General features: G+C 71.1%; 21 protein-coding genes and 1 pseudogene. 11 read left to right on the top strand and 11 right to left on the bottom strand.

All coding sequences use genetic code 11. The features are described from left to right. The first annotated feature begins 55 nt into the window (after positions 1-55). Positions 56-880, top strand: a complete 825-nt coding sequence (locus AC069R_RS09755; protein ID WP_478766023.1) for a maleylpyruvate isomerase family mycothiol-dependent enzyme — start codon at positions 56-58, stop codon at positions 878-880. Positions 881-1,035: 155 nt separating this feature from the next. Beyond that, positions 1,036-1,788, top strand: a complete 753-nt coding sequence (locus AC069R_RS09750; protein WP_478766021.1) for an SAM-dependent methyltransferase — start codon at positions 1,036-1,038, stop codon at positions 1,786-1,788. 15 nt (positions 1,789-1,803) lie between these two features. On the opposite strand, the gene AC069R_RS09745 is transcribed toward AC069R_RS09750, so the two are convergent. Both AC069R_RS09745 and AC069R_RS09740 read right to left on the bottom strand, forming a co-directional pair. After that, positions 1,804-3,099: an MFS transporter gene (locus tag AC069R_RS09745; RefSeq protein WP_478766019.1), complete on the bottom strand. Its 1,296-nt coding sequence runs from the start codon at positions 3,097-3,099 to the stop codon at positions 1,804-1,806. Further along, entirely contained in the window at positions 3,096-3,767 is a 672-nt protein-coding gene (locus AC069R_RS09740) for a GntR family transcriptional regulator (RefSeq protein ID WP_478766017.1), read from the bottom strand. The genes AC069R_RS09745 and AC069R_RS09740 overlap by 4 nt, the downstream gene beginning before the upstream one ends. A gap of 188 nt (positions 3,768-3,955) precedes the next feature. On the opposite strand from AC069R_RS09740, the gene AC069R_RS09735 reads away from it, so the two are divergent. From AC069R_RS09735 to AC069R_RS09725, 3 genes are all read left to right on the top strand, one after another. Beyond that, positions 3,956-4,858 (top strand): D-alanyl-D-alanine carboxypeptidase family protein, encoded by a 903-nt coding sequence (locus tag AC069R_RS09735; protein ID WP_478766015.1) that lies wholly within the window; start codon positions 3,956-3,958, stop codon positions 4,856-4,858. Positions 4,859-5,033: 175 nt separating this feature from the next. Then, positions 5,034-5,384, top strand: coding sequence for a GntR family transcriptional regulator (locus AC069R_RS09730; protein ID WP_397984957.1), 351 nt, complete (start codon positions 5,034-5,036; stop codon positions 5,382-5,384). Then, positions 5,381-6,385 (top strand): DUF1648 domain-containing protein, encoded by a 1,005-nt coding sequence (locus tag AC069R_RS09725; RefSeq protein ID WP_478766013.1) that lies wholly within the window; start codon positions 5,381-5,383, stop codon positions 6,383-6,385. Before AC069R_RS09730 ends, AC069R_RS09725 begins: the two co-directional genes overlap by 4 nt. Before the next feature lie 25 nt (positions 6,386-6,410). On the opposite strand, the gene AC069R_RS09720 is transcribed toward AC069R_RS09725, so the two are convergent. Together AC069R_RS09720 and murJ are read right to left on the bottom strand one after the other, a co-directional pair. Continuing rightward, positions 6,411-7,181 (bottom strand): hypothetical protein, encoded by a 771-nt coding sequence (locus AC069R_RS09720; protein WP_478766011.1) that lies wholly within the window; start codon positions 7,179-7,181, stop codon positions 6,411-6,413. A 111-nt stretch (positions 7,182-7,292) separates the two neighbouring features. Then, positions 7,293-8,951: a murein biosynthesis integral membrane protein MurJ gene (gene murJ, locus AC069R_RS09715; protein WP_478766009.1), complete on the bottom strand. Its 1,659-nt coding sequence runs from the start codon at positions 8,949-8,951 to the stop codon at positions 7,293-7,295. A gap of 235 nt (positions 8,952-9,186) precedes the next feature. On the opposite strand from murJ, the gene AC069R_RS09710 reads away from it, so the two are divergent. Further along, on the top strand, positions 9,187-10,035 hold the full coding sequence (locus AC069R_RS09710) for a calcium-binding protein (protein ID WP_478766007.1): 849 nt from the start codon (positions 9,187-9,189) through the stop codon (positions 10,033-10,035). A 79-nt stretch (positions 10,036-10,114) separates the two neighbouring features. On the opposite strand, the gene AC069R_RS09705 is transcribed toward AC069R_RS09710, so the two are convergent. Genes AC069R_RS09705 through pdhA form a run of 3 tightly spaced genes read right to left on the bottom strand, consistent with a single transcriptional unit; the run spans position 10,115 to position 13,759 of the window. Continuing rightward, on the bottom strand, positions 10,115-11,515 hold the full coding sequence (locus tag AC069R_RS09705; RefSeq protein WP_478766005.1) for a dihydrolipoamide acetyltransferase family protein: 1,401 nt from the start codon (positions 11,513-11,515) through the stop codon (positions 10,115-10,117). Between the two features lie 11 nt (positions 11,516-11,526). Beyond that, positions 11,527-12,504 carry an alpha-ketoacid dehydrogenase subunit beta gene (locus tag AC069R_RS09700; protein WP_478766003.1) on the bottom strand — a complete coding sequence of 326 codons (978 nt, stop codon included), beginning with the start codon at positions 12,502-12,504 and terminating at the stop codon, positions 11,527-11,529. A gap of 1 nt (position 12,505) precedes the next feature. After that, positions 12,506-13,759: a pyruvate dehydrogenase (acetyl-transferring) E1 component subunit alpha gene (gene pdhA, locus AC069R_RS09695; protein ID WP_478766001.1), complete on the bottom strand. Its 1,254-nt coding sequence runs from the start codon at positions 13,757-13,759 to the stop codon at positions 12,506-12,508. A gap of 546 nt (positions 13,760-14,305) precedes the next feature. On the opposite strand from pdhA, the gene AC069R_RS09690 reads away from it, so the two are divergent. Then, positions 14,306-15,307 carry a phosphotransferase gene (locus tag AC069R_RS09690; RefSeq protein WP_478765999.1) on the top strand — a complete coding sequence of 334 codons (1,002 nt, stop codon included), beginning with the start codon at positions 14,306-14,308 and terminating at the stop codon, positions 15,305-15,307. A gap of 119 nt (positions 15,308-15,426) precedes the next feature. Here the strand turns inward: AC069R_RS09690 and AC069R_RS09685 are convergent, their stop codons facing one another. Continuing rightward, positions 15,427-17,127: a protein kinase domain-containing protein gene (locus AC069R_RS09685; RefSeq protein ID WP_478765997.1), complete on the bottom strand. Its 1,701-nt coding sequence runs from the start codon at positions 17,125-17,127 to the stop codon at positions 15,427-15,429. 344 nt (positions 17,128-17,471) lie between these two features. Between AC069R_RS09685 and AC069R_RS09680 the strand changes: the two genes are divergently transcribed. Further along, complete coding sequence (locus AC069R_RS09680) at positions 17,472-19,109, top strand: Stk1 family PASTA domain-containing Ser/Thr kinase (protein ID WP_478765995.1); 1,638 nt, start codon at positions 17,472-17,474, stop codon at positions 19,107-19,109. A 142-nt stretch (positions 19,110-19,251) separates the two neighbouring features. Here the strand turns inward: AC069R_RS09680 and AC069R_RS09675 are convergent, their stop codons facing one another. Beyond that, positions 19,252-19,797 carry a bacterial proteasome activator family protein gene (locus AC069R_RS09675; protein ID WP_397987238.1) on the bottom strand — a complete coding sequence of 182 codons (546 nt, stop codon included), beginning with the start codon at positions 19,795-19,797 and terminating at the stop codon, positions 19,252-19,254. A gap of 181 nt (positions 19,798-19,978) precedes the next feature. On the opposite strand from AC069R_RS09675, the gene AC069R_RS09670 reads away from it, so the two are divergent. Further along, positions 19,979-20,689: a hypothetical protein gene (locus AC069R_RS09670; protein ID WP_478765993.1), complete on the top strand. Its 711-nt coding sequence runs from the start codon at positions 19,979-19,981 to the stop codon at positions 20,687-20,689. Positions 20,690-20,704: 15 nt separating this feature from the next. Here AC069R_RS09670 and AC069R_RS09665 read toward each other — a convergent pair whose 3' ends face one another. After that, on the bottom strand, positions 20,705-21,685 hold the full coding sequence (locus tag AC069R_RS09665; protein ID WP_478765991.1) for an NAD(P)H-quinone oxidoreductase: 981 nt from the start codon (positions 21,683-21,685) through the stop codon (positions 20,705-20,707). A 58-nt stretch (positions 21,686-21,743) separates the two neighbouring features. After that, a pseudogene (locus AC069R_RS09660) lies at positions 21,744-22,436 on the bottom strand (potassium channel family protein); the annotation flags it as partial. 564 nt (positions 22,437-23,000) lie between these two features. On the opposite strand from AC069R_RS09660, the gene AC069R_RS09655 reads away from it, so the two are divergent. Then, positions 23,001-24,197, top strand: a complete 1,197-nt coding sequence (locus AC069R_RS09655) for a glycosyltransferase 87 family protein (RefSeq protein ID WP_478765989.1) — start codon at positions 23,001-23,003, stop codon at positions 24,195-24,197. Positions 24,198-24,540: 343 nt separating this feature from the next. Continuing rightward, on the top strand, positions 24,541-25,653 hold the full coding sequence (locus tag AC069R_RS09650; protein ID WP_478765987.1) for a potassium channel family protein: 1,113 nt from the start codon (positions 24,541-24,543) through the stop codon (positions 25,651-25,653). The last annotated feature ends 64 nt before the right edge of the window (positions 25,654-25,717 follow it).

Raw genomic sequence — 25,717 nt, 5'->3', positions numbered from 1 at the left:
GCTGGCACCGCCGCCGCAACCTGCCCGTGTACCGACCGCCGAGGGGTCCCGTTCCGTGAGTCTGCATCCCACCCTCCAGCCCTACGCCGACGCCTGGACGCACTCCGTCGACGCGATATCCGAGATGGTGCAGCCACTGGCCGAGTCCGAGTGGAACCGGCGGACACCGTGCCCTGGATGGTCGGTACGCGACGTCGTCTCGCACGTCATCGGCCTGGACTGCGAGCTGCTGGGCGACCCGCGCCCCATCCACTCCCTGCCGCGCGACCTCTTCCACGTCACCAACGAGCACCAGCGCTACATGGAGATGCAGGTCGACGTCCGCCGCCACCACACCGCGCCGGAGATGACGGCCGAACTGGAGTACACCGTCATCCGCCGCAACCGCCAGATGCGCAACGAGAACCGCGGGCCGGAGCACATGGTGCGCGGGCCGCTGGGCACCGAGATCACCCTCGAACACGCCTACCGGATGCGGGCCTTCGACGTCTGGGTGCACGAGCAGGATCTGCGCACGGCCCTCGGCCGCCCCGGCAACCTCGATTCGCCCGGCGCGTACGTCACGCGGGACCTCCTGCTGGAGGCGCTGCCGAGGATCGTCGCGAAGAACGCGGACGCACCGCGCAGTTCGGCCGTCGTCTTCGATGTGCACGGCCCCGTGGAGTTCCTGCGCACCATCCGCGTCGACATCCAGGGCCGCGGCACCCTGGAGACCGCCCCGGCGCTCGGCCCGGTGGCCTCCCTCGCCCTCGACTGGGAGACCTACGTCCGGCTGGCCTGCGGCCGGGTGACCCCCGAGGCGGTGGCCGACCGCGTCAAGACGGACGGCGACCAGGATCTGGCGGAGGCCATCCTGCGCAACTTCGCGGTGACGCCGTGACGTCGTGACGCCATGACGTCACGGCCCTGTGGCGCCGTGATGCCCTGATGATGCCGTCGAACCTGTGATGCCGTACCGCCCTTTCCCCGGAGGGGAATTCAGGGCACCGGCAATTCGGTGGTCGCGGCCGGGGCGACCTTCTAGCGTTGCCCGACATGACCGCCGACCTGCCCCGGCTCACCCGGCTCACCTTCCACGGCCCCCTCTCCGAGGCCCGCGCGACCGCCATGGTCCGGCGGCTCGCGGCGAACCGCCCCCGCACCGTGCTGGACATCGGCTGCGGCTGGGCCGAGTTGCTGCTCCGGGTGCTGGACGCCGTACCGGACGCCATGGGAACCGGCGTCGACCTGAACGGCCGGGATCTCGCCCGCGCCCGGAGGAACGCCGGGGAACGCGGGCTCGGCCACCGGGTGGAGTTCGCCGAGGAGTCCGCCGTGGGCACCGAGCGGGGCCCGGCCGACCTGGTGCTCTGTCTCGGCGCGACCCAGGCCCTCAGCGAGGCCGAGCCGCCGACCGCCGAGGCCCTGCGCGCGCTGCGGCGCCTGGTGACCGACCGGGGCCGGGTGCTGGTCGGCGAGGGTTTCTGGCAGCGGCCGCCCACGGAGGCCGAGCTGTCCGGCATGTGGCCGGGCGCCGCCCCCGACGACCACGACGACCTCGGTACGCTGCTCGACCTCGCGGTCGCGGCCGGCTTCCGCCCGGAGTGGACCGAGACGGCGAGCCCCCAGGAGTGGGAGGAGTTCGAGTCGGGCTACCAGGCGGACCTGGAGGTCTGGCTCGCCGGCAACCCGGACCATCCGCTGGCACGCGAGACCCGCGCGCGTCTGGACCGGCACCGCGCCCAGTGGATGAGCTACCGGGGTGTCCTCGGCATCGCGTACCTCACCCTCGTACCGGACCTGCGCTAGAACAGGCGGTCGGGCTCACGCCGGTACGTGCACCGTCTCCACCCGGCTGGCCACCAGCCGTTCGCGTTCGCGGCGGGCGGCGCGGGCGCGCAGGCGCAGGATCTGGCTGAGGCCGAGCGCCTGGAGGACGAACACCGCGCTGAACGCCACCTGGTAGTCGTCGCCCGTCGCGTCCAGCAGCACGCCGATCGCGAGCAGTGTCGTCATCGAGGCGATGAAACCACCCATGTTGGTGATCCCGGAGGCGGTGCCCTGACGCTCGGGCGGGTTGGCCGGGCGGGCGAAGTCGAACCCGATCATCGAGGCGGGCCCGCAGGCGCCGAGTACCGTGCACAGGACGATCAGCAACCACATCGGCGCGTGCGGGGCGGGGTAGGCCAGCGTCACCGCCCACAGCAGCGCGGTCGCCGCCACCGTGCACAGCGCGAGCGGCAGCCGCGCGGCGTGGTGCCGGGCGATGACCTGGCCGTAGACCAGTCCCACCACCATGTTGGACAGCACCACGAGGGTCAGCAGCTCACCGGCCGCGGCCCGGCTGAGCCCCTCCGCCTCGACCAGGAACGGCAGGCCCCACAGCAGCAGGAAGACCATCGCCGGGAACTGGGTGGTGAAGTGCACCCACATGCCGAGCCGGGTGCCGGGCTCCCGCCATGCCTCGGCGATCTGCCGGCGGACGGAGGCGGAACCCTGGTGCCGGGACGGCGCGGGCTCGTGGCCCTCGGGGTGGTCCTTCAGGAACAGCAGGGTCAGTACGAGGACGACCACGCCGGCCAGCGCGCTGCCGGCGAACGCCTGCGTCCAGCCGATGCTGTGCAGCAGCCGGGCCAGGACGAGGGTGGAGACGAGGTTGCCCGCCATGCCGACCAGGGCCGCGAGCTGCGCGACCAGCGGTCCGCGCCGGGCCGGGAACCAGCGGGTGCCCAGCCGCAGCACGCTGATGAACGTCATCGCGTCACCGCAGCCCAGCAGCGCCCGCGAGACGAGCGCGGTGCCGTACGACGGCGAGAAGGCGAAGCCCAGCTGCCCGATCGTGAACAGGACGGCGCCCAGGGTCAGCACCTTCTTGGTGCCGAGGCGGTCGACCATCAGGCCGACGGGTATCTGCATGCCGGCGTAGACCAGCAGCTGGAGTATGGAGAAGGCGGACAGCGCCGAGGCGTTCACATGGAAGCGGTCGGCCGCGTCGAGGCCCGCCACGCCCAGCGAGGTACGGAAGATGACGGCGACGAAGTAGACCGCGACGCCTATGGACCACACGCCGACGGCCCGGACGCCGCCCGGCGGGTCACCCGGAAGGGTGAGCTTGCTCATCGGACCTCACCTCGCGCGAGAAGCGAGACCCGGCTCACATGGCGGTGCACGACCCCGACGGCCGCCTCCGCGTCCCCGGCCCGCAGCGCATGGAGGATCTCCTCGTGCTCGGCGAGCGTCGTGGCCACCCGGTCGGGGTGGGAGTACATGACGGCGACGCCCATCCGCAGCTGGCGGTCGCGCAGCTGGTCGTAAAGGCGCGCCAGGATCTCGTTGCCCCCGCTGCGGACGATCTCGGCGTGGAAGCAGCGGTCGGTCACCGCGGCCTCGGCCAGCTCCCCGGCGGCGACCTGCGCCTTCTGCCGCTCCAGCAGCTCGGCCAGCCGCTCCACCAGGCCCGGCGGGGCGGGTACGGCCTTGCGCGCGGCGTGCTCCTCCACCAGCAGCCGGGTCTCCACCACGTCGGAGATCTCCTGCGCGGAGACGGGCAGGACCAGGGCGCCCTTCTTGGGATAGAGCCGGATCAGGCCCTCGACCTCCAGCCGCAGCAGTGCCTCCCGCACGGGCGTGCGCGACACCCCCACGGCCTCGGCCAGCTCGCCTTCGGTGAGGAGGGTGCCGCCCTCGTAGCTCCGGTCGAGAACGCTCTGTTTGACGTGGGCGTACACGCGGTCGGCGGCGGGCGGCTGCTTGGCGGGCGGGGCGGAATGCGGGACGGCCGTCTTCATGCCTACAGGATAGATACAACAGGTACGCAACGCGCTCCGGCGTCCATCATGCGGACATGACACCCCCTCCCCCGAATGGCCGCACAACCTTCTGTGCTACCTACGTGTCTGACAGATGCGGCCCTTCTCTCTTGACCACCTCAACTCGGCCGCATCCAGGGGCATTCCAGACAATCGGGGTATTCACTTTGATTACCGGCATCATGGGCATCCGCCTCCGCCGAGCCACCGCCGTCGCGATCACCTCCGGTGCGCTGATCGCCACCGGCGCCCTCACCGCGGCGCCCGCACAGGCCGTCACCGCGCCCTCGATCGTGGCCAAGGGCGGCTACGTGATGAACAACGCGACCGGCTCGACGCTCTACACCAAGGCCGCGGACACCAAGCGGTCCACCGGTTCCACGACCAAGATCATGACGGCCAAGGTCGTGCTGGCGCAGAAGAACCTGAACCTCAACTCCACGGTGACGATCCAGAAGGCGTACAGCGACTACGTCGTCAAGAACAACGCCTCCCAGGCTCACCTGATCGTGGGCGACAAGGTGACCGTCCGTCAGCTGCTGTACGGCCTGATGCTGCCGTCCGGCTGCGACGCCGCCTACGCCCTCGCGGACAAGTACGGCTCCGGCTCCACCCGCGCCGCCCGCGTGTCGAACTTCATCGGCAAGATGAACAGCGCCGCCAAGAGCCTCGGCCTGAAGAACACGCACTTCGATTCCTTCGACGGCATCGGCAACGGCAAGAACTACTCGACGCCGCGCGACCTGACGAAGATCGCCAGCAGTGCGATGAAGAACGCCACGTTCCGCACCATCGTCAAGACCAAGTCGTACACGGCCAAGACGAAGACCAAGTCCGGCGGCACCCGCACGATGGCCCCCTGGACCAACACCAACGGGCTCCTCAAGAGCTACAGCGGCACCATCGGCGTGAAGACCGGCTCCGGTCCCGAGGCCGGCTACTGCCTGGTCTTCGCCGCCACCCGGCACGGCAAGACCGTCATCGGCACCGTCCTGTCCTCCACCTCCATCCCCAATCGCGAGTCGGACGCCACGAAGCTCCTCAACTACGGCTTCGCCAAGCTCGGCTGACGACTGTCGCCGGCTCACCGGCACCCCCACTGCGCGAACCGGGCCCGTCGCACCCAGCGGCGGGCCCGCTCCGCTGTCCGGGACCGGAAGGCCTGCGGAGCCGGGGAAGCCTCCGCAGCCGGTGGGCCGGGCGGGGTGCCGCGATGAAGTTAATGGTGCTAGCTTCATTAGCATCATGTTGCTGCGTCTGGACACCACCGACACCCGCCCCCTGCACGAGCAGGTCGCGGCGGCGGTCCGGCGGGCCATCGCCGAGGGCGAATGCCGTGCGGGCGAGCGCCTGCCCTCGGCCCGCGATATCTCCGCCGCCCTGGACCTCAACGTCAACACCGTCCTGCGCGGCCTGCGCGAACTGCGCGACGAGGGCCTGCTGGAGTTCCGCCGGGGCCGGGGCATCACCGTCGCCGAGGGCGCCGCGGCCCCCCGCTCGGGCCTCCGGATCAAGGTGCGGGAGCTGGTGGCCGAGGCATCCCGGCTGGGATACAGCCGGACCGATCTCATCGACATGATCCGGGAGTCGTCATGACGGACGGGCACGACGGCGGACGCGGCCGGCGCCGTGCCGCGCGCTGCGCAGGCGTGATCGCCACGGCGGCCGTCGCGGCGCTGATCGCCGGGCTGCCCTGGCTCCAGCGGGACCGGCTCCCCGACCGGCTCGCCACCCATTGGAGCGGTGGCACGGCACCCGACGGCTCGCTGCCGCTGTGGGCGGCCTGTCTGCTGCCGGCCGGGATCTGGCTGGTACTCGCCCTCGCCCTGAGCGTGTGCCGGCGCCGCTCCTGGACCGGGCCCCGCTCCTGGCTGCCGATCGCCCTCGTGCCCACGGGTGTCGTCCTCCTCGGCACCCAGTTGTCGGTCGTCCGGGCGAACCTCGACCGCGCCGACTGGCACCAGGCCCGCCAGCCGGCCTGGTGGATCGCCGTCACCCTGGCCCTCGCCGCGGCGGCCGGGGTGCTCGCCTGGCGGCTGGCCGTCCGGGTCACCGCCACCGCCGCCACGCCCGAGGCCGGGACCCCGCAGCTGGACCTGGCGCGGGACGAGCGCCTGGTCTGGTTCTCCCGCACGGCCAACCCCTGGCTTCAGGCACTGTCGGCGGTGGCCGGACTCGTCGCCGCCGGCGCGGCGCTGGGGCTCCTGCTGGGCCTGGCGCCCGCCGCGACACTCTGGCCGGTGTGTGCGGGCGGTGCCGCCGTCGCTCTCGCGGGCGGCGTCTCCTCCTCGGTCCGGGCGAAGGTCTCCGAAGCGGGCCTGGAGGTCTCCTTCGGGCCCCTCGGCTGGCCCGTCCGCCGCTGGCCCCCGGACGCCCTCGAATCCGCCCGTGCCGAGCGGCGCCTGCCCTCCCAGGTCGGCGGCTGGGGCTACCGCCTCAGCGGCCTCGGCACCACGGTCATGCTCCGCGCCGGCGACTGTCTGGTCGTACGCCCTCGGGGCCGGCGTTCCGACTTCGCGGTGAGCGTGGACGACGCGGAACGGGGTGCGGCCCTGCTGAACGCCCTCCGCGCGCGCCGGACCGAGTCGGGCCGGTGAGTCGCGTTCCGGTGCGCTGGTCCTGCTATCGCGCCGGTATTCGGGACAGTTGGTCGTAGGTCTTGAAGGTGTACGACGCGTCGTACGTCATCAGATTCCCCGCGGCCGCCGGCAGGCCCAGGCGGTGGTCGACGAGCGGGGTGAGCGGTCCGCAGTGCTCGGCGGCGGGGGCGGCGAAGGTGTCGTCGTAGGCCGAGAACTCGATCAGCGGCGGGTCCTGGGAGACCCACGTGGAGGGGCCCGAGCGCTTCATTTGGAAGTCGACGGGCGCGGTGGCGCCGATGGTGCAGCCGGGCCCGAGCAGGGGGTCGAGGAGCCGGAAGCGGAGGCTGAACGCGCCGGTGTAGAAGTCGGACCGGCCGCCGTACTCGGGCAGTATCGCGAGGCCCCGGACGCCGGGGACGGTCGCCGGCGTGCTGTGCATCGCGCCCCACACCTGCCCGTTGCCGCCGTCCGGCAGGGGCCCCTCTGCGTGGGTCATGGTGATGGGGGCGAATCGCACCGTCACCTTGCCCATGGTCAACGCCGTTGCGGCCGTGTGCACTTCGCATCTCCAGCGGGCGGGGTCCACTCCGCCGGGCAGCGGCGGGCAGTCGCGGAAGTCGGCCGCGGGAACGGGAGACGCGGCGGCCCTCGGCGCGGAGTAGGCGACGCCCGGCGCGCACACCGCCGCCGTACCGGCGAGGACAGCCGCACCCGCGAGGGCCGCGGCGCGACGCGCGTCGGACACGCGCCGCAGGAAGGGGAAGCGGCGGACAGGACCCGGACCGGGCCCGGTGGCAGTGGATTTCGTCATGCCATCAGCGTGCCGCCCGCCACCACGCGCTCACCATCCGTGACATCCCTGGCGAGACCCTGAACCATCCCTGACACGCCGTCAGGGTCCATGCGCAGAAGGGCTCAGGGATCAGCGCAGCCCCGGCAGCCGGCGGAGTTCGGGGATGCGCAGGGCGCGGGCCAGGACCAGGAAGACCAAGGCCATGGTGAGGGTGCCCGCGACCGCGGTGAGGGTCGTGGCGGCCGTACCGCCGTCGCCCGCCACGCGGGCGCACCCGCGCGCGGCCGCCCAGCCCGCCACCGCCGCGCCCGCCCCCGCACCCAGCAAGCGCGTGTACGTCGAGCGCAGGGCCCCGTCGTCGAGCCTGCCGCCGGTGCGGTGGGCCAGCAGACGGGCGGTGAGGGCGCATCCCACGAGGTAGGAGAGCGCGTAGGCGCCGGCCATGCCCGTCACCGCCCAGCGCGCGGGCAGCAGCAGATGGCAGGCGGTGGCCAGCGCGATGTTCACCAGGCCGATCCACACGGCCATGAAGAAGGGCGTACGGGTGTCCCCGAAGGCGTAGAAGCCGCGGAGCAGCAAGTACTGCGCGGAGAACGGGATCAGTCCCGGTCCGAACGCCTGGAGCATGTGCCCGAGCGGCAGGGCGGAGGCCGCGTCGGCGGCGCCGTGGGCGAAAAGCAGCCGGGCGATGTCCGGGCCGAGCGCGGTGAACAGGAAGGCGGCCGGCACGATGACGACCCCGCTGATCCGCAGGGCGCGTGACAGGTCCGCGCGCAGGTCGGCGATCCGGCCCTCCGCCGCCGCCTTGCTCATGCGCGGCAACAGCGCCGTGACCAGGGAGACGGTGGCGATGGACTGGGGCAGCATCCAGATGGTCTGGGCGTAGCTGTACGCCGTGTACCCCACGCCCGACTTCGGCAGCGCCTGGTCGGCGGCGTTGGCATAGTTGGTGACCACGGCGAGCGCCACCAGGTTGGCGAGCACGAACAGCAGCGTCCACTTGGCCGCGTGCACCCCGGAGCCGAGGCCGGTACCGCGCCAGTCGAAACGCGGCCGGAACCGGAAACCCGCGGCGCGCGCGAAGGGGATCAGCGCGAGGGCCTGTACGGCGAGCCCGGCGGTGGTGCCGATGCCGAGCCAGCGCACCTGGACGTCGGTGACCTCGGCGACGGTCCGGGGCACGGTCATGAGGCCGAGATAGCCTGCGAACATGCCGATCAGCACGATGTTGTTGAGCACCGGCGTCCACATCATCGCGCCGAACTTCTCACGCGCGTTGAGAACTTGGCCGTAGATGGCGGCGAGACCGTAGAAGAAGATCTGGGGGAGGAGGAACCGGGCGAAGGTGACAGTCAGTCGATATGCCTGGTGCCGCCCCGGACTGTCCCGCATGTACAGGCCGACGATCTCCGGCGCCGCCCACACCGCGAGCGCCGTCCCGACGGCCAGCACGCTGACGACCAGCGTCACGAGCCGCTGCTCGTAGGCCCGTCCGCCGTCGGCGTGCGTGGCCCGCGCCCGCACCAACTGCGGGACCAGCACCGCGTTGAGCGCCCCTCCGACGATCAGCGTGTACAGGCTGGTCGGCACGGTGTTGGCCGTGTTGTACGTGCTCGCCAGCAGCGCGGTGCCGAGCGCGGCGGCCTGCAACACGTTCCGTACCAGCCCCGTGGCGCGGGAGACCACGGTCCCCACGGCCATCATGAGCGACGATCGCGCGAGGCCTCCCTGGCCCGCCGCCGCCCTTTTCCTCGCATGCCGAGCCCGGCTCCGCTCCCCCGTGATCACGGCCTCAAACTACGGCAGGCGTATTTTCCCCGCCCGGTCCACCGGCGAACTCCGGCCACGTCCCGAAGCGGTGTTGACGTGCTGGCCACATCCGGTTCAGAAAAAGTCGGTGAGGCGTACAACCGTTCGTAGGCGTCACATGTCTTTCTTGCGAGCCAACAGGCTCACTACATCGTTCAGAGCCCGCATACCCCCCATGCGTCCTGCGCGCGGCTCTCTCCAGTGGGGAAGACAGATGCGTATTCGTGCCAGCCTGGCCGCCGCGACGGTGTCCGGCGCCGTGGCGCTCACCGCGCTTCTCGCTCCCGCCGCGCAGGCGGCGGACAGCCCGAAGATTCCGCAGGGTTTCACCTCGAAGCCGTCCGTCGGGCGCAACGCGCCGGCCGACGAGACCGATGGCGACATCACCATCACCAAGGTCACCGACAATGCCAACAAGGACGTCGTCGTCGGCGTCGGCAAGAAGACCTTCAACATCTACGTCACGGCCACCGACCCGTCCGGGATTTTCACCGCGGACGCCATCCTGTGGCACGGCGACAGCCTGGACCAGGGCGGCTTCGACGGCCTGCTCTACACAGACAACGCCGCCACGTGCGACCACTGGAGCGCCACGTCCGCCACCTGCAAGATCACCATCACGGCCACGGCGGGCACCGACCTCTACGACAGCGCCCTGAACGGACGGTGGAACGTGGCCGTCTACGCTGAGGCCAACAACGGCGACTACGTCGAGAAGGACTTCTACAAGAACCGCTGGGTCAAGCGCGCCGCCAGCTTCAGCGGTTTCAACGCCGCTCCGGAGCCCGTCACCAAGGGCAAGACCATCACGGTCACCGGCACCCTGAACCGCGCCAGCTGGTCGTACCTGAAGTACTACGGCTACGGCAGCCAGTCCGTCCAGCTCCAGTTCAAGCCGGCGAACAGCAGCACCTACAGCACGGTGAAGACGATCAAGAGCTCGTCCACCGGCTACCTGAAGACCACCGTCACCGCTTCGGTGGACGGCACCTGGCGCTTCCACTACGCCGGTAACAGCACCTCCTCCGTCGCGGACGCCTACGACTACGTCGACGTGCGCTGACCCTCCGCCGGAGACGGCGGCATGACCGAGGCCCTGTGGATCGCTCCACAGGGCCTCCGGGTTCAGGCGCGAGAGTCGGTCACGCCCAGGTGATCAGCCGCTTCGGCTGCTCCAGGATCGCGGCCACGTCGGCCAGAACCTTGGAGCCGAGCTCGCCGTCGACCAGGCGGTGGTCGAAGCTCAGGGCGAGGGTGGTCACCTGGCGCGGCTTGACCTTGCCCTTGTGGACCCACGGCTGGAGCTTGATCGCGCCGACGGCGAGGATCGCCGACTCGCCCGGATTGAGGATCGGCGTGCCGGTGTCGACGCCGAAGACGCCGACATTGGTGATCGTCACCGTGCCGCCCTGCATGGCGGACGGGGAGGTCTTGCCCTCGCGCGCGGTGGACACCAGCTCGCCGAGCGCGTCGGCCAGTTGCGGCAGCGTCTTGGCCTGCGCGTCCTTGATGTTCGGGACGATCAGGCCGCGCGGGGTGGCCGCCGCGATACCCAGGTTGACGTAGTGCTTGACCACGATCTCCTGGTTGGCCTCGTCCCAGGCCGCGTTGATGTCCGGGTTGCGCTTGATGGCGACCAGCAGGGCCTTGGCGATCAGCAGCAGCGGGTTGACCCGCCGGCCCTGCATCTCCTTGTCCTGCTTCAGCTCCTCGACCAGCTTCATGGTGCGGGTCACGTCCACCGTCACGAACTCCGTGACATGCGGGGCCGTGAACGCCGAGCCGACCATCGCCGCCGCGGTCGCCTTGCGCACCCCCTTGACGGGAATGCGGGTCTCCCGAGCGCCGTCGTACGTGGCCACGGGAGCGGGAGCCGCCGGGGCCGCCGCTTGCGCGGGCGCGGCGGCGGGGGTGGCCGGGGGCGCGGCCGCCGCGTGGACGTCCTCGCGCGTGATGATCCCGTCCGGGCCGGACGGGGTGATCGCGGCCAGGTCGACCCCGAGGTCCTTGGCCAGCTTGCGCACCGGGGGCTTGGCCAGCGGGCGGGGGCTGTCCGCCGCCGGGGCGTGGCCGTTCAGCTCGGGCTCGGCGGCCGGGGCCGGGACGGTGGCCTCGGGGCCCTTGCGGGGGCGGCGCCTGGTGGCGGAGGTCGCCACGCCGTAGCCCACCAGGACCGGCTGCCGGGCCGCGGGCTTCGCTTCCCCGGCCGGGGCCTCCGGAGCCGAAGCCGGCACCTCCGGTGCCGTTGCCTCGGGCTGCGCGGGGGCCGGAGCCGGAGCCCCGCCCGCCACCTGCACCGCGATGATCGCCGTACCCACGTCGACCGTGGTCCCCTCGGGGAACCGCAGCTCGCGGACCACGCCGTCGTAGGGGATGGGCAGTTCGACGGCCGCCTTGGCGGTCTCGACCTCGCACACCACCTGGCCGTCGGTGACCGTGTCGCCCGGCTGGACATACCACTTGAGGATCTCGGCCTCGGTCAGGCCCTCGCCCACGTCGGGCATCTTGAACTCGCGTACGGACGCGTCCGTCATCGTCGTCACGACCCTCTCCCTCAGTACGCCAGCGAGCGGTCGACTGCGTCGAGCACGCGGTCCAGGTCCGGCAGGTACTCCTCCTCCAGGCGGGCCGGCGGGTACGGGGCGTGGTAGCCGCCGACCCGGAGCACCGGGGCCTCCAGGTGGTAGAAGCAGCGCTCGGTGATCCGGGCGGCGATCTCCGCGCCGGAGCCGAAGAACACCGGCGCCTCGTGGACCACCACCAGGCGGCGGGTCTTCTCGACCGAGGCCTGGATGGCGTCGAAGTCGAGGGGGGAGACCGAGCGCAGGTCCAGGACCTCCAGGTTCTTGCCCTCCTCGGCGGCCGCGGCGGCGACCTCCTGGCACAGCTTCACCATCGGACCGTAGGCCGCGAGGGTCAGGTCGGTGCCCTCGCGGACCACCCGGGCCTTGTGCAGCGGGGCGGGGATCGCCTCGACGTCCACCTCGGCCTTGTCCCAGTAGCGGCGCTTGGGCTCGAAGTAGATCACCGGGTCGTCGCTCTGGATGGCCTGCTGCATCATCCAGTAGGCGTCCGACGCGTTCGACGGGCTGACCACCTTCAGGCCGGCGACGTGCGCGAACAGGGCCTCGGGGGACTCGGAGTGGTGCTCGACCGCGCCGATGCCGCCGCCGTAGGGGATGCGCACGACGACCGGCATCTTGACCTTGCCGAGCGAGCGCGCGTGCATCTTGGCGAGCTGGGTGACGATCTGGTCGTAGGCCGGGAAGACGAAGCCGTCGAACTGGATCTCCACCACCGGCCGGTAGCCGCGCAGGGCCAGGCCGATCGCGGTGCCGACGATGCCGGACTCGGCGAGCGGGGTGTCGATGACCCGGCTGTCGCCGAAGTCCTTCTGGAGGCCGTCCGTGACGCGGAAGACGCCACCGAGCTTGCCGACGTCCTCGCCCATGACCAGGACCTTGGGGTCGGCCTCCAGAGCGCGGCGCAGCGACTCGTTGATGGCCTTGGCCATCGCCATCTTCTCGGCCATCTCAGTGACCCCCTTCTGCGTCCGCGAACGACGCCTGGTAGGCGGCGAACTGGGCCCGCTCCTCGTCGACGAGCGCGTGCCCGTCCGCGTACACGTTCTCGAAGATGGCGAAGTGGTCCGGGTCGGGCATGGCGCGGACCGCTTCGCGCACTCGCTTGCCCAACGCCTCGGACTCGGCCTCGAGTTCCTCGAAGAATCCCTCGTCCGCGTGGTTTGACGCCTCCAGGTGGCGGCGAAGGCGCAGGATCGGGTCCTTGGCCTCCCAGGCCTGGCGCTCCTCGTCGCCCCGGTAGCGGCTGGGGTCGTCGGAGGTGGTGTGGGCGCCCATGCGGTAGGTGAACGCCTCGACCAGGGTCGGGCCCTCGCCGTTGCGGGCGCGCTCCAGGGCCCACCGGGTGACCGCGAGGCAGGCCAGCACGTCGTTGCCGTCCACGCGCACGCCTGGGAAGCCGTAACCCTGGGCGCGCTGGTAGAGCGGCACCCGCGTCTGCTTCTCGGTCGGCTCGGAGATCGCCCACTGGTTGTTCTGGCAGAAGAACACCACGGGCGCGTTGTAGACCGCGGAGAAGGTGAACGACTCGGCCACGTCGCCCTGGCTGGAGGCGCCGTCGCCGAAGTAGGCGATGACCGCCGAGTCCGCGCCGTCCTTGGCCACGCCCATCGCGTATCCGGTGGCGTGCAGCGTCTGGGAGCCGATGACGATCGTGTACAGGTGGAAGTTGTTGCCGTTGGGGTCCCAGCCGCCGTTGTTCACGCCGCGGAACATGCCGAGCAGGTTGGTCGGGTCCACGCCGCGGCACCAGGCGACGCCGTGCTCGCGGTAGGTCGGGAAGACGTAGTCGTCCTCGCGGGTGGCCCGGCCGGAGCCGATCTGGGCGGCCTCCTGGCCCAGCAGGGACGCCCACAGGCCCAGCTCGCCCTGGCGCTGGAGGGCGGTGGCCTCGGCGTCGAAGCGACGGGTGAGCACCATGTCGCGGTAGAGGCCGCGCAGGTCTTCGGGGGTGATGCCGGCGACGTAGGAGTCGTACTCGGCGTTCTTGACCCGCTTGCCCTCCGGCGTCAGAAGCTGCACGAGCGCGGGCTCGGTGCCCTTCTTCGCGCCGGCGCGCGCGGCGCGCGGGGCTCGGGTCGTGCTGGTGGTGCGCTGGGTGCCGGTGGCTCCGGACTTGGTCCCGGCCGCGCCGGTCTTGCTGCCGGTCGTGCCGGCCTTGCCTGCGGCGCTGCGCTTGCGCGCGGCACTGCTGTCCACGGTCACGTGTGCTCCTCCGTCGTTCCGGCCCCCGGGGTTGCCGGTAGGCCAGTGCGGCTCACCTGTTTCGACCACGGGGCACGGGGTGGGTGCCACTCGGCCGGGAACAGGCGTGACAGGTGCCCCGGCGAGCGCCCTGCGACCATTACGTTACCCAGTGCTCCACATTTCTGTGAAACCCCACTTGACCTGCGATTTTGCTTGGATTTCCAAGTAAATCGAGGTGATGCGGAAGCGCGCTGGTCACAGCCTTGTGGCAAGGCCGGAGCACCCGAACGTTATCCCGGTCACCCAGGCGACGGGAAGGGTTCTCCGGGGGAAGACCGGCCTTCGCGTTCTTTTGCGGGAGGGAAACTCCGAAACCTCGGAAAGGGCCGCACGGCCGACGCGGACAAGGCGAATGTCCACGGTTCGACCCGGTTCACCCTGTGACCAATTGCGACCGCCGACGACTGACTGTGAAAGGCCCAGCTCACGGGGCATTTTTCGTGCCTTAGCATCTGCGGCGTGCCGCGCCCTTGTGTACCACCCCCCACCCCCCACGCGCCCCCTGTGAGCGCCCTGCTCCGCCTGTACGACGCCGCCGGAGCGCCCCTTGCCTGCGAACCGGTGGACCAGGGGCTCCTCAACCGCGGCTACCGGCTGTGCACCACGCGCGGCCGGTATTTCCTCAAGCACCACTTCGACCCCGACACCGCCGACCCGGCCGCCATCGAGCGCCGGCACCGGGCCACCCTGCGTCTGGCCGCCCTCGGCGTGCCGGTCGCCGTGCCGCTCGCGCACCGTGAGGGCCGTACCGTCGCCGTCGTCGGCGGCCATGCCTACGCCCTGCACCCCTGGATCGACGGCGGACACCGCCACGGCGGCCAGCTCACCCGCTCGGAGAGCGCGCGCCTCGGAGCGCTGCTGGGCGCCGTGCACGCCTGTCTGGAGCGCGTGATGCCGCCCAAGGGACGCACCCGCCCGGCCACCGGCCCGCATCCCGTGGAGAGCGCCGACCCGGCCGACACGTTCACGCTCATCGACCAGCTGCTCCTCCGGGTACGCCGGCACCGCCCGGCCGACGCCTTCGACGCGCTGGCCCGGCACCGGCTGCGGGAACGGAGGCTGCTGCTGGAGCGGCACGCGGACCGGCGCCCGCCGCCCGGCGGCCCGGTCGGCTGGGTGCACGGCGACTTCCACCCGTTCAACCTGCTCTACAAGGACGGCGCTCCGGCGGCCATCGTGGACTGGGACCGGCTCGGCGTGCAGCCCCGCGCCGAGGAGGCCGTACGCGCCGCCGCGATCTTCTTCGTGCGCCCCGCGGGCGCCCTGGACTTACCGAAGGTGCGGGCGTACGCCCGCGCGTACCGGCGCGCGGCCGATGTCACGCCCGCCGAGCTGGCGGCGGCCGTGCGCCGGGTGTGGTGGGAGCGCCTGAACGACTTCTGGATGCTGCGCTGGCACTACGAGCGCGGCGACACCCGCGCGGACTGCCAGTTCCCGGCCGCCTCGGCGCTCGTGGTGTGGTGGACACGGGAGTACGACGCGGTGTGCGACGCGTTCACCCGGTGAGCGGGTTTACCGGGTGAACGCCGGCACAGGGCGGCCAGAACCCCTCGGCCGGGAAAACGACAGGGGCCCGGCTTACCGGGCCCCTTCGTCGTCCTACCGGCGGGCAGCCCCGCCGCTGGTCACCCCGTCGTTCCGGCGGGCAGCCCCGCCGTCCCGCCGGACGCCGCGTTGCCGTCGGTGGTAGAGCCGCCGGTGTTGCCCGCGTCCGTGCCGCCGTCGCCCGTGGTGCCGGTGCCGCCGTTCGTGCCACCGCCGCCCGTGGTACCGGTTCCGGTACCGCCGTTCGTGCCCCCGCCACCCGTGGTGCCGGTGCCGCCGTCCGTGTCGTCACCGGTCGTGTCGCCGCCGGTCGTCGTATCCGTGGACTGCGACGAGGAGGGCTGCGGCCCCGTCGACCGGTCGGTGGCACCGGTGGACGGCGGAGGCGAGTACGACGGCGGCCACTGGGACCCGGAACCGGTGCTCGATCCGTCGCCGGTCGAGGTGTCCGTGGACGACCCGCTGCTTTCGTCGCTCGGGCTCGAACTGGCGGAGTCGTCGTCGGTGCTCTTGGTGTGCGTGGCCGGCGGCTTGGTGTCGGTACCGGCGCCGCCGCCACCCGCCGCGCCCTTGAGCGCCAGCGCCACGCCCGCCGCGATGGCGATGACCGCGAGCACGGCGAGGATCCACAGCTTGCCGCGGCCGCTGCCCTTGTTGCCGTGCCCCTCGAAGCCGCCGTCGTCGCCGTGGCCGTAGCCCTGCGGCAGCAGCGGCTGCGGAATCTGCGTGGTGCCGGAGCCGGCCATCGGATGCGCCATGGCGGTCGTACTCGCGAAGCCGCCCGCCGGGGTGTGCCGGCCGTCGGGCGCCGCCACCGGGCCGGTGTTCCAGGTGCCGGTGTGGCCGCCCTGGTCGTACAGCATCTGGAGGCCGTACTGGACCAGGCCGCGCATCTCCTCCGCCGTCTGGAACCGGTCGTCCGGCTCCTTGGCGAGCGAGCGCATGACCAGGCCGTCCAGCTCCGGCGGGCAGGACTCGAGGACCTGGGACGGCGCGATCGGCGTGTCCTGGACGTGCTGGTAGACCACGGACAGCGGGGTCTCGCCGGTGAAGGGGGGCCGCAGCGCGAGCAGTTCGTACAGCAGGCAGCCGGTCGCGTACAGGTCGGAGCGGTGGTCGACGGCCTTGCCGAGCGCCTGCTCCGGGGAGAGGTACTGGGGCGTGCCCATGACCATGCCGGTCTGGGTCATCGTGGACTGCGCGCCGTGCAGGGCGCGGGCGATGCCGAAGTCCATCACCTTGACGGCGCCGCTGTCGGTGATGATCACGTTCGCCGGCTTGATGTCGCGGTGCACGATGCCGTGCTGGTGCGAGTAGGCGAGCGCCTCCAGGACGCCGGAGACGATGATCAGCGCCTGCTCGGGGCCGGGCGCCTCCGCGTTCATCAGCAGATCGCGGATGGTGCGGCCCTCGACCAGCTCCATCACGATGTACGGCACCGACTGGCCGCCCACGACGTCCTCGCCGGAGTCGTACACGGCGACGATCGCGTGGTGGTTGAGCCCGGCGACCGACTGTGCCTCACGCGTGAAACGCGCCTTGGAGACGGGGTCCTCGGCCAGGTCGGCGCGGAGCAGCTTGACCGCGACCGTACGGCCCAGACGGACGTCCTCGGCCGCGAAGACCTCGGCCATGCCGCCCCGGCCGAGGCGGTGCGTGAGCCGGTAGCGACCGTCGCCGACCAGCCCTGCGTTGCCCCAGTTCTCCGGTCCGTCCGACATGCCGCCGCCGCCAGACGCCTCCGGGTCGGACGGGCCCTGGGCGCGCTGCGTCTGTGCCATCAGTCCTCGCCGTCGTTTCTGCCCGCGGTGCGCGCGGTGTTGTCACGGTCTCCGTCGGCCACGCTACAGCCTCCGTGGGGGCCACCGGTTCGGAACCGGAACCGGGACCGACTCTGCGCCGGACCGGCCATGAAACCCTCAGCACGGGCCGTCGTGCAAATTCTGTGTGCTGGTCGCGCGCCCCCTGTAACGCTTGCGCGACGCTTCCTGTCCGTACGGTCACGGAACGGGCACCGAGCTTGACGTGTCAGTGCCCTCGGGCAGACTTGGCCGGGAATGACACATTCGATCAAGGCCTGTGCGACGCGTCAGGGTGCCGGACGGCCGATGGGGGACGCGGAGAGATGAGCCAGGACGGCACACACGGCCGGTATGCGGGGCAGGGGCTGGCCGGTGGCCGCTACCAGCTGCGCGACTTGCTCGGCGAGGGCGGCATGGCCTCGGTGCACCTCGCGTACGACGCCGTGCTGGACCGCCAGGTCGCGATCAAGACACTCCACACCGAGCTGGGCCGGGAGCAGGCCTTCCGCGAGCGCTTCCGCCGCGAGGCCCAGGCCGTGGCGAAGCTCACGCACACCAACATCGTCTCCGTCTTCGACACCGGCGAGGACGACCTGGGCGGCCTGGCGACGCCGTACATCGTCATGGAGTACGTCGAGGGCCGCCCGCTTGGCTCGGTCCTGGAAGAGGACATACGGCAGTACGGCGCCATGCCCGCCGACAAGGCGCTGAAGGTCACCGCGGACGTGCTGGCGGCGCTGGACATCAGCCACGAGATGGGTCTGGTCCACCGCGACATCAAGCCCGGCAACGTGATGGTGACCAAGCGCGGTGTGGTCAAGGTCATGGACTTCGGCATCGCGCGCGCCATGCAGTCCGGTGTGACGTCGATGACGCAGACCGGCATGGTCGTCGGCACCCCGCAGTACCTCTCGCCCGAGCAGGCCCTCGGCCGCGGGGTGGACGCCCGCTCCGACCTGTACTCGGTCGGCATCATGCTGTTCCAGCTGGTGACCGGGCGGCTGCCGTTCGACGCGGACTCCCCGCTGGCGATCGCGTACGCGCATGTGCAGGAGGAGCCGGTGGCTCCGTCCTCCATCAACCGCTCGCTGCCCCCGGCGGTGGACGCGCTGGTCGCCCGCGCGCTGCGGAAGAACCCGAACGAGCGCTTCCCGACCGCCGATTCCATGCGCGAGGAGTGCCTGCGAGTCGCCGCCTCCCTCCAGGCGGCCGCGCCGAGCATCGTGCCGGACGCCGGTCCGCGGCAGAGCGGCGCGGGCGTCGGCTCCGCGGTGTTCCCGCCGGTCGACCAGGCCCGGCAGACGCCCCCCGGACCGGTGCAGACGCCGTACCAGCCGGGACCGTACGGCCCCCAGGCACCGGCGTCGGCCACGCCCGCGCCGTCCTACGGCTATCCGCAGCAGGCGGGCTACCAGACGCCCCCGGTGGGCTACGGGCCCGGAACCCCGCCGCCGTACGCGCAGCCGCAGCAGACAGCCGTGCAGGGGTCCGGCTCGGGCGGCGGCAAGGGCGGCAGGGCCGTGATCATCGGGGCGATCGGGGTGTCGCTCGTCGCCGTCGTCGGCCTGGTCGTCGCGCTGACCATGAACAGCGGCGGCGGGGACGACGACGCGGGCGGGGGCGGCGGCGCCAGCACCTCGGCGTCCCCCACCCACCAGGCGGGTTACCGGGGTCCGGACACCAGCAGGGTGATCGACAAGACCAAGTGCACGGAGCCGGAAGAGTCCTACGACGACCCCCACAAGATCCAGCTCCCCGATTTCCGCTACAAGGACATCAACTCCGTGAAGGCCTGCTTCCAGGCCGCCGGCTGGACCCTCCAGGTCAAGAAGGTGGACGACAACACCTGGGGCGACGGGACCGTCCTGGACCAGTTCCCGTCCGAGGGCACGGATGTGAACGCGAAGGATCCGGGCACCATCGAGCTGAGCGTGTCGACGGGCAATCCGCCGCAGCAGTGACGCGCGCATGAGAAGGGGCCCGGCGGTGACCGACCGCCGGGCCCCTTCCGCGTGTCCGCGATCTACAGGTACGCGGGCCTTCAGGTGCACGGTCCTCCAGGTGCGCGGACCTCCAGGTGCACGCGCCTACAGGTACGCGGGCTTACAGGTACGGGCCGCCAGAGTGGCCGCCCGCGTGCTGGTCGTCGCCCTCGGGGCCCGACACGCCCGGCGGGAGCGCCCGGCGCATCTGCTCCAGCTGGGCGCGCGCGGCCATCTGCTGGGCGAACAGCGTGGTCTGGATCCCGTGGAAGAGGCCCTCCAGCCAGCCCACCAGCTGTGCCTGCGCGATCCGCAGTTCGGCGTCGCTCGGGGTGACGTCGTCGGTGAACGGCAGGGACAGCCGCTCCAGTTCCTCGACCAGTTCCGGCGCCAGGCCGTCCTCCAGCTCCTTCACCGAGCTGGCGTGGATCTCCCTCAGCCGGACCCGGCTGGCCTCGTCGAGGGGAGCGGCGCGCACCTCCTCCAGGAGCTGCTTGATCATGCTGCCGATCCGCATGACCTTGGCGGGCTGCTCGACCTGCTCGGTGACCGGGATCTCGCGGGATTCGTCGTCCCCGCCGCCTTTGCCGCCGAGCGCCAGCCCGTCCTGGCCCACGACGAGGATCTGGGGATTCTCCGGCGATCGTTCGTTCCTCGGCATCTCCATGCCGTCATTCTCTCGCATCCGCCCACCTCACCACCGTGGCACCCCCCGCTGGGGCGGAACCGTCGTTTAGACCCGTCGGCCCAATCCGGAATGCCCCGAGAGTCCGGCGATGTGAGGCTGTTCGCGTCGGTCCATCATCGATCACGCCCTCACGCCAGCTGGGCTCCGGGAGGTCACCGACGTGACTCCAAGGCTGCGACTCACCCACCGCTGTCTGCGGCTGCTGTTCGTGCTGACGGCGGCCCTGCCCGCCTACGGCACCGCCGCCGCGTACACCGCCGAGGCCGGCCCCCCGCGCTCCCCCGCCGCGGGCCGCCCCGCCGTCGCCACGCCCTCGGCCTCCCCCTCGTCCTCCGGTCACACGGGCGGCTCGGGCGGCGCCGGAGGTGCTCCGGCGGCCGGGAACACCTCCGGTTCCGGCCACTTCGGACACGATCACCAGGACCGCCCGGCGGGCGGCCACGACGGCGCCGACCCCCAGCACCCGGCACCGGTCCCCCGGCCCTCGGGCTCCGCCTCCGCCCCGTACGAGGCCCCGTCCGGCGAGCCGTCCCGCGCGGGGAGCGGAGCCGGGGAGGGGAAGCTGCGTCCGGGGCGGCACGACGGGCCCTGGGCGCAGGTGGAGGGCGACGAGGACGCCGTCCCCGGCTCCGCGGCCGCACAGCCTGCGGAGCCGGAGACCGCGGAGACCCCGACGGCCTCACCGCCGCCGCGGGATGCGGGACTCGATCCCACGGGGACGCCGGGCGACTCGGCCGGGCAGAACGCAGCCCGGCCGAGCGAGGACGCGAGCGAACCGACGCTGCGGATCCTGCCGCTCGGCAGCGGGCTCGTCCTCATCGGCCTGGGCCTGGGCCTGGCCTTCCTGGCGCTGCGGCTGCGCAGGAACTGAACCCCCGGCGCGGTCCTACGGGGCCACCAGCAGCACCTTGCCGATGTGGCCGCTCTCCTCCAGCACCCGGTGCGCGTCGGCGGCCCGCGACATGGGCAGCTCACGGTCCACCACCGGGCGCACCTGCCCTCCGGAGAGCAGCGGCCAGACGTGTTCGCGCACCGCGGCGACGATGGCCGTCTTCTCCTCCACGGGCCGTGCCCGCAGCGAGGTGGCGGTGACGGCGGCCCGCTTGGTCAGCAGGGCGCCGATGTTCAGCTCGCCCTTGGCGCCGCCCTGGAGCCCGATGATCGCCAGGCGCCCGTTGACCGCCAGGGTCTGCACATTGCGGTCGAGGTACTTGGCGCCCATGTTGTCGAGGATGACGTCGGCGCCCGCGCCGCCGGTGGCCTCCTTGACCTCGGCGACGAAGTCCTGCTCCCGGTAGTTGATCAGGATGTCCGCGCCGAGTTCGGCGCACCGCTCCAGCTTCTCCTTGCTCCCGGCGGTCACCGCGACCCTGGCACCGACGGCCTTGGCCAGCTGGATCGCCATGGTGCCGATGCCGCTGGACCCGCCGTGCACCAGCAGGGTCTCGCCCGGCCGCAGATGGGAGATCATGAACACGTTGGACCAGACCGTGCAGGCCACCTCGGGCAGCGCGGCGGCCTGTACGAGGTCGACGCCCTCCGGCACGGGCAGCAACTGTCCGGCCGGTACGACGACCTTCTGGGCGTAGCCACCGCCCGCGAGCAGCGCGCACACCTCGTCGCCGACGGCCCAGCCGGACACTCCGGTGCCGATCGCGGCGATCCGGCCGGAGCACTCCAGGCCGGGGTAGGGGGAGGCGCCGGGCGGCGGGTTGTAGAAACCCTGCCGCTGCAGGATGTCGGCACGGTTGACGGCGCTGGCCACCACCTCGACCAGCACCTCGCCCTCGCCGGGCACCGGATCGGGGACCTCGTCCCACACCAGCGCCTCGGGACCACCAGGTTCGGGAATCGTGATCGCATGCATGTGCGCGACGCTACTCCCCCTGACAGGCCGGGCCATTCGCGGCGCTCGACGGTTCCCCTCAGTCTCCGGGCAGTCGGCGGGGACGCGGGGTGATCTGGCTGCCGGGGCTGACCCGCACGATGGTGATGAGCCGGTCGGTCAGCTGGAGGGTGCCGATGGACCGGTCGTCGTAACCGAGCACCCGGTGCCCGCGTACGACGCTCACCACGAGGTCGTCGATCTCGCGCGGACCCTTGCCCGCCTCGGCGCGCACCACCGGCCGCTCCACGAGGTCCAGGCCGCTGCCCTGCTGGATGAGGTCCTCCATGACCATGCCGGCGGCGGGGCTGAGGACGGACAGGCCGAGCAGCCGTCCGGCGGCGCTGGCGCTGGTGATGACGGCGTCGGCGCCGGACTGCCGCAGCAGCGGGGCGTTCTCCTCCTCGCGCACCGCGGCCACGATCTTCGCGCCGCGGTTGAGCTGACGGGCGGTCAGGGTGACCAGCACGGCGGTGTCGTCGCGCTGCGGGGCCACGATGATCTGCCGGGCCTTGTGCACCTCGGCCCGCTTGAGGACGTCGCTGCGGGTGGCGTCGCCCATGACCCCGGCGTAGCCGTCGGCGGTCGCCGCGTCGATCACCTTGGCGCTGGGGTCGACCACGACCACCTGTTCCTTCCTCAGCCCGGTCGCACAGACCGTCTGCACGGCCGAGCGCCCCTTCGTGCCGAAGCCGACGACGACGGTGTGCTCGCGCAAGGCGGACCTCCAGCGTTTCCTCGAAAGTACCCCAAGGCGGGAGGGGGACCCGGTACCGGGCACCGTTGGGCCCGACTGCACGACGGTAAACGCCACTGCAGGGCGATGAATGCCGTTCGGCGCCAACGACCGCGGGGGATTTTCCTTATGCGTATACGTACGGCCATTTCCGCTGGCCTTGTTTCCTCTGTGACCATTGCGCTCACTGTCATACAGAAGGTCACGGACACCAGCCCGGCGGGACGCAGCGACGTCGAGTGTTTCAAGATCGCCAAGTTGGGGCGTCGTCCGGTCTGAGATCGGCCGTTATCGGTCTCCTGGTGCCTCAGTTTGATATGTCAACTGGGGCACCGCTGAGCGTCTTTCATGGTCACCATGCGGTTCACCGCGGTACATAAAAGCCGGTGAACTCTTTCCGATCGGTCTCCAGTCGTGCGCCGATGTATACGCACCGTGTATACACTGAATGGATAGTTGCATGGTCGGCACCGGTGTCTGGATACCGCGAAAGCGCGGTGCCTGATGACAACTGCGGTTCGCGCACAGGAGTGGGACTGGCCGCTGTTGGTGGTCTGCGCCGTGTCCGCCCTCGCGGTGGGCCTGCTGTCACCCGCCGGCACCACGCAGGAGGCATGGGGCCTGGCCGCCGCGTTGGGGTACGGCTGCTCCGCACTGGTCGCAGCGAGGTCGTCCGCGCCGTGGGCACCGGCTCCCGCCGTGGTCGCGGTCGTCGGTGGGGTCGTCGTACCCCTGCTGTACCTGACCGTGATCGGCAGGGAACAGATGGAGGTCGGCGTCGTGGAGCGGGCGGCCGACTTACTGTTCGCCTCCGGTAGCCCGTACCACCCCACACCGCACGCGGTGCGGGACTTCAATCCCTACCTTCCCGGCATGGCGGTCTTCGGCATACCGCACATGCTGTGCGGCGGCCTTCCGTTCTCCAGCGCCCGGTTGTGGTTCCTCGTCGGCTTCCTCGCAGCCGTGGCGGGCGCGCTACGGGTGCTCACCAGCGGCCTGGGCGCGGGCGCCACCCGGATCAGCACTCCGCAGGGAGTCACGGCCAGGACAGGCGTGTTGTGGCTGATCGCCTGTCCTGTTGTCGCGCTGCCGCTCACCTTCGGTGGTGTGGACCCACCGGTCATCGGATTGATATGCCTGGCCCTGGCGTTCACGCAGCGGGGCGATGCTGGACGTGCCGGGCTGGCTCTGGGCGCGGCGGCCGCGCTGAAGTGGACCGCCTGGCCGGCCATCCCGGTGCTCGTCACCGTGGAGGCGGTGCGCGGAGGGTGGCGTGCTGCGGTCAAGAGTGCGGCGGGTGCAATGGGAATCGCCCTGTTCACCGTCCTGCCGGTGGCCTTGGTGGACAGTGGCGCCTTCTACCGCAATGTCGTCCTCTACCCGTTGGGACTCAGCCCCACGGCATCGTCCGCACAGAGCCCCTTGCTGGGACATCTGATCGCCGTACTGGTCCCCCACGGCAAAACCCTCACGATGGGCCTCATCGCGCTGAGCGCGATGGCTGTGGGTCTCTCGCTCCTGATCCGCCCACCACGGACCGCCGTGGCCGGCGCCGACAGGCTGGCACTCGGGCTGATCCTCGCGATCGTGCTGTCTCCCGCCACCCGCGTCGGCTACGCCATCTACCCGATCGTCCTGCTGGCTTGGCCCCGCTTCACCGCTGCTCTGTCGGCTGGTGCGCTGCGTGGACAGCAGTCGGGTGCCGGCTCCCGGACCATTGCGCCCGGATCGCTGCCGCCTGGTTCGAGGAAATCATGAACCGCCTCAGATTCGTCCCACACCATGACAGAGCCAGGGACCGCTGGGCATAAAGGGCAGCAGCCCCACTTCCGCGAGCACGGCGATGAGCCACCATGGGCCGGACTCGCCGCCGCGCCGACTGAGCTGGTCGCGCCAATCGAACGAAGATGTGGGGACGAAGCCTGGTTCCTCTCATGCCTCGCAGACAGGGATGATTCACGGGTTCGGGCATAGACAAGGCCCGAGCAAGTCGCTCGGGCCTTAGGCGCTGGAGCCTAAGGCCGGCTGCCGCGTCGTTCAACACCGGGCGATGCCGGAGCAGAATCCAGCATCACGACACCGACAGCAGAGGAAACGCACGATGAGCGCCCCGCATCGACCAGGGTCGGGCAAGACTCGTCTCCCGCTCCTACGCTCCCTCCGGTACTGGTCGAGAACCGAGGACGGTCAATCAGTCCGTTTGCCGGTCGGAGCGACGCTGCCACCCCTGCAACAGGTACTGCGGCGTCTGGCTCTGGCTCTGCTTCTGCTCGTCCTCACGACGCTGCTCGTCTGGGTGGACCGTACCGGCTATCGAGACAGCGCAGACAGCACTGTGGACTTGCTCGACTCGGCGTACTACGCGACCGTCACGCTCTCCACCACCGGATACGGTGACATCACCCCGGTCAGCCACGGCGCCCGGCTCACCAACATCTTGGTCATCACGCCCCTGCGCGTCCTCTTCCTGATCATCCTCGTCGGCACCACGCTGGAGGTCCTCACCGAACGCACGCGGAATCAGGTCCGGATCGAGCGTTGGCGCGTACGTATCCGTGATCACGTCGTTGTGGTCGGCTATGGCACAAAGGGCCGTCACGCCGTCGAGACTCTTCTGGGGCAGGGGAAATCGCGAGACCAAATCGTCGTGGTGGATCCACAGAAGAAGGCGGTGGACCTTGCCACCAGTGATGGGCTTGTCGCAGTCCACGGCGACGCCACTCGCACAGAGACTTTGAGCAGCGCAGAACTGCACCGGGCGGCGCACATCATCGTGGCTGCCCAGCGCGACGACACAGCAACCTTGGTCACTCTCACCGCTCGGCAGCTCAATACGAGAGCCTCGATCGTCGTTGCCGTACGGGAAGACGAGAACATTCCGCTACTGAAGCAGAGTGGCGCCAACGCCGTGATCACCAGTTCCAGTTCGGCGGGCCGACTGCTAGGCGTGGCCACGTCCAGTACGCGCAGCGCGGATGTCCTGGAAGACCTGATGACGTACGGGAGTGGACTGGATCTTGTGGAGCGCCCGGTGTCCACGGACGAGGTAGGACGCTCTCCGCGCCAGAGTTCTGATCTCGTCGTAGCCGTCATGCGGCGCAAGGAGCTGCTGGACTACACGGATCCCCGAACCGAAATCCTCCAGGCCGGGGACCGCTTGATCACCATTCAGTCCCCCATGCAGTCGACTGCGCTCAACGGTCCGCCTGGTTGACGAAATAGCCCACCGGCAGTTTCACCCGGTGGATGACCGGGCGTTCGTCCGCCGTTCGGGTGGC

Source organism: Streptomyces sp. NPDC043952, assembly GCF_056435325.1.
This window is presented reverse-complemented; position numbering and strand designations above follow the sequence as displayed.

Coding starts and splice junctions, on each gene's coding strand:
- AC069R_RS09700 (WP_478766003.1), bottom strand. CDS start 12,504: ATGGCCGAGAAGATGGCGATGGCCAAGGCCATCAACGAGTCGCTGCGC.
- AC069R_RS09665 (WP_478765991.1), bottom strand. CDS start 21,685: ATGCATGCGATCACGATTCCCGAACCTGGTGGTCCCGAGGCGCTGGTG.
- AC069R_RS09675 (WP_397987238.1), bottom strand. CDS start 19,797: ATGGAGATGCCGAGGAACGAACGATCGCCGGAGAATCCCCAGATCCTC.
- AC069R_RS09710 (WP_478766007.1), top strand. CDS start 9,187: ATGCGTATTCGTGCCAGCCTGGCCGCCGCGACGGTGTCCGGCGCCGTG.
- AC069R_RS09680 (WP_478765995.1), top strand. CDS start 17,472: ATGAGCCAGGACGGCACACACGGCCGGTATGCGGGGCAGGGGCTGGCC.
- AC069R_RS09650 (WP_478765987.1), top strand. CDS start 24,541: ATGAGCGCCCCGCATCGACCAGGGTCGGGCAAGACTCGTCTCCCGCTC.
- AC069R_RS09720 (WP_478766011.1), bottom strand. CDS start 7,181: ATGACGAAATCCACTGCCACCGGGCCCGGTCCGGGTCCTGTCCGCCGC.
- AC069R_RS09750 (WP_478766021.1), top strand. CDS start 1,036: ATGACCGCCGACCTGCCCCGGCTCACCCGGCTCACCTTCCACGGCCCC.
- AC069R_RS09725 (WP_478766013.1), top strand. CDS start 5,381: ATGACGGACGGGCACGACGGCGGACGCGGCCGGCGCCGTGCCGCGCGC.
- AC069R_RS09730 (WP_397984957.1), top strand. CDS start 5,034: ATGTTGCTGCGTCTGGACACCACCGACACCCGCCCCCTGCACGAGCAG.
- AC069R_RS09740 (WP_478766017.1), bottom strand. CDS start 3,767: ATGAAGACGGCCGTCCCGCATTCCGCCCCGCCCGCCAAGCAGCCGCCC.
- AC069R_RS09745 (WP_478766019.1), bottom strand. CDS start 3,099: ATGAGCAAGCTCACCCTTCCGGGTGACCCGCCGGGCGGCGTCCGGGCC.
- AC069R_RS09685 (WP_478765997.1), bottom strand. CDS start 17,127: ATGGCACAGACGCAGCGCGCCCAGGGCCCGTCCGACCCGGAGGCGTCT.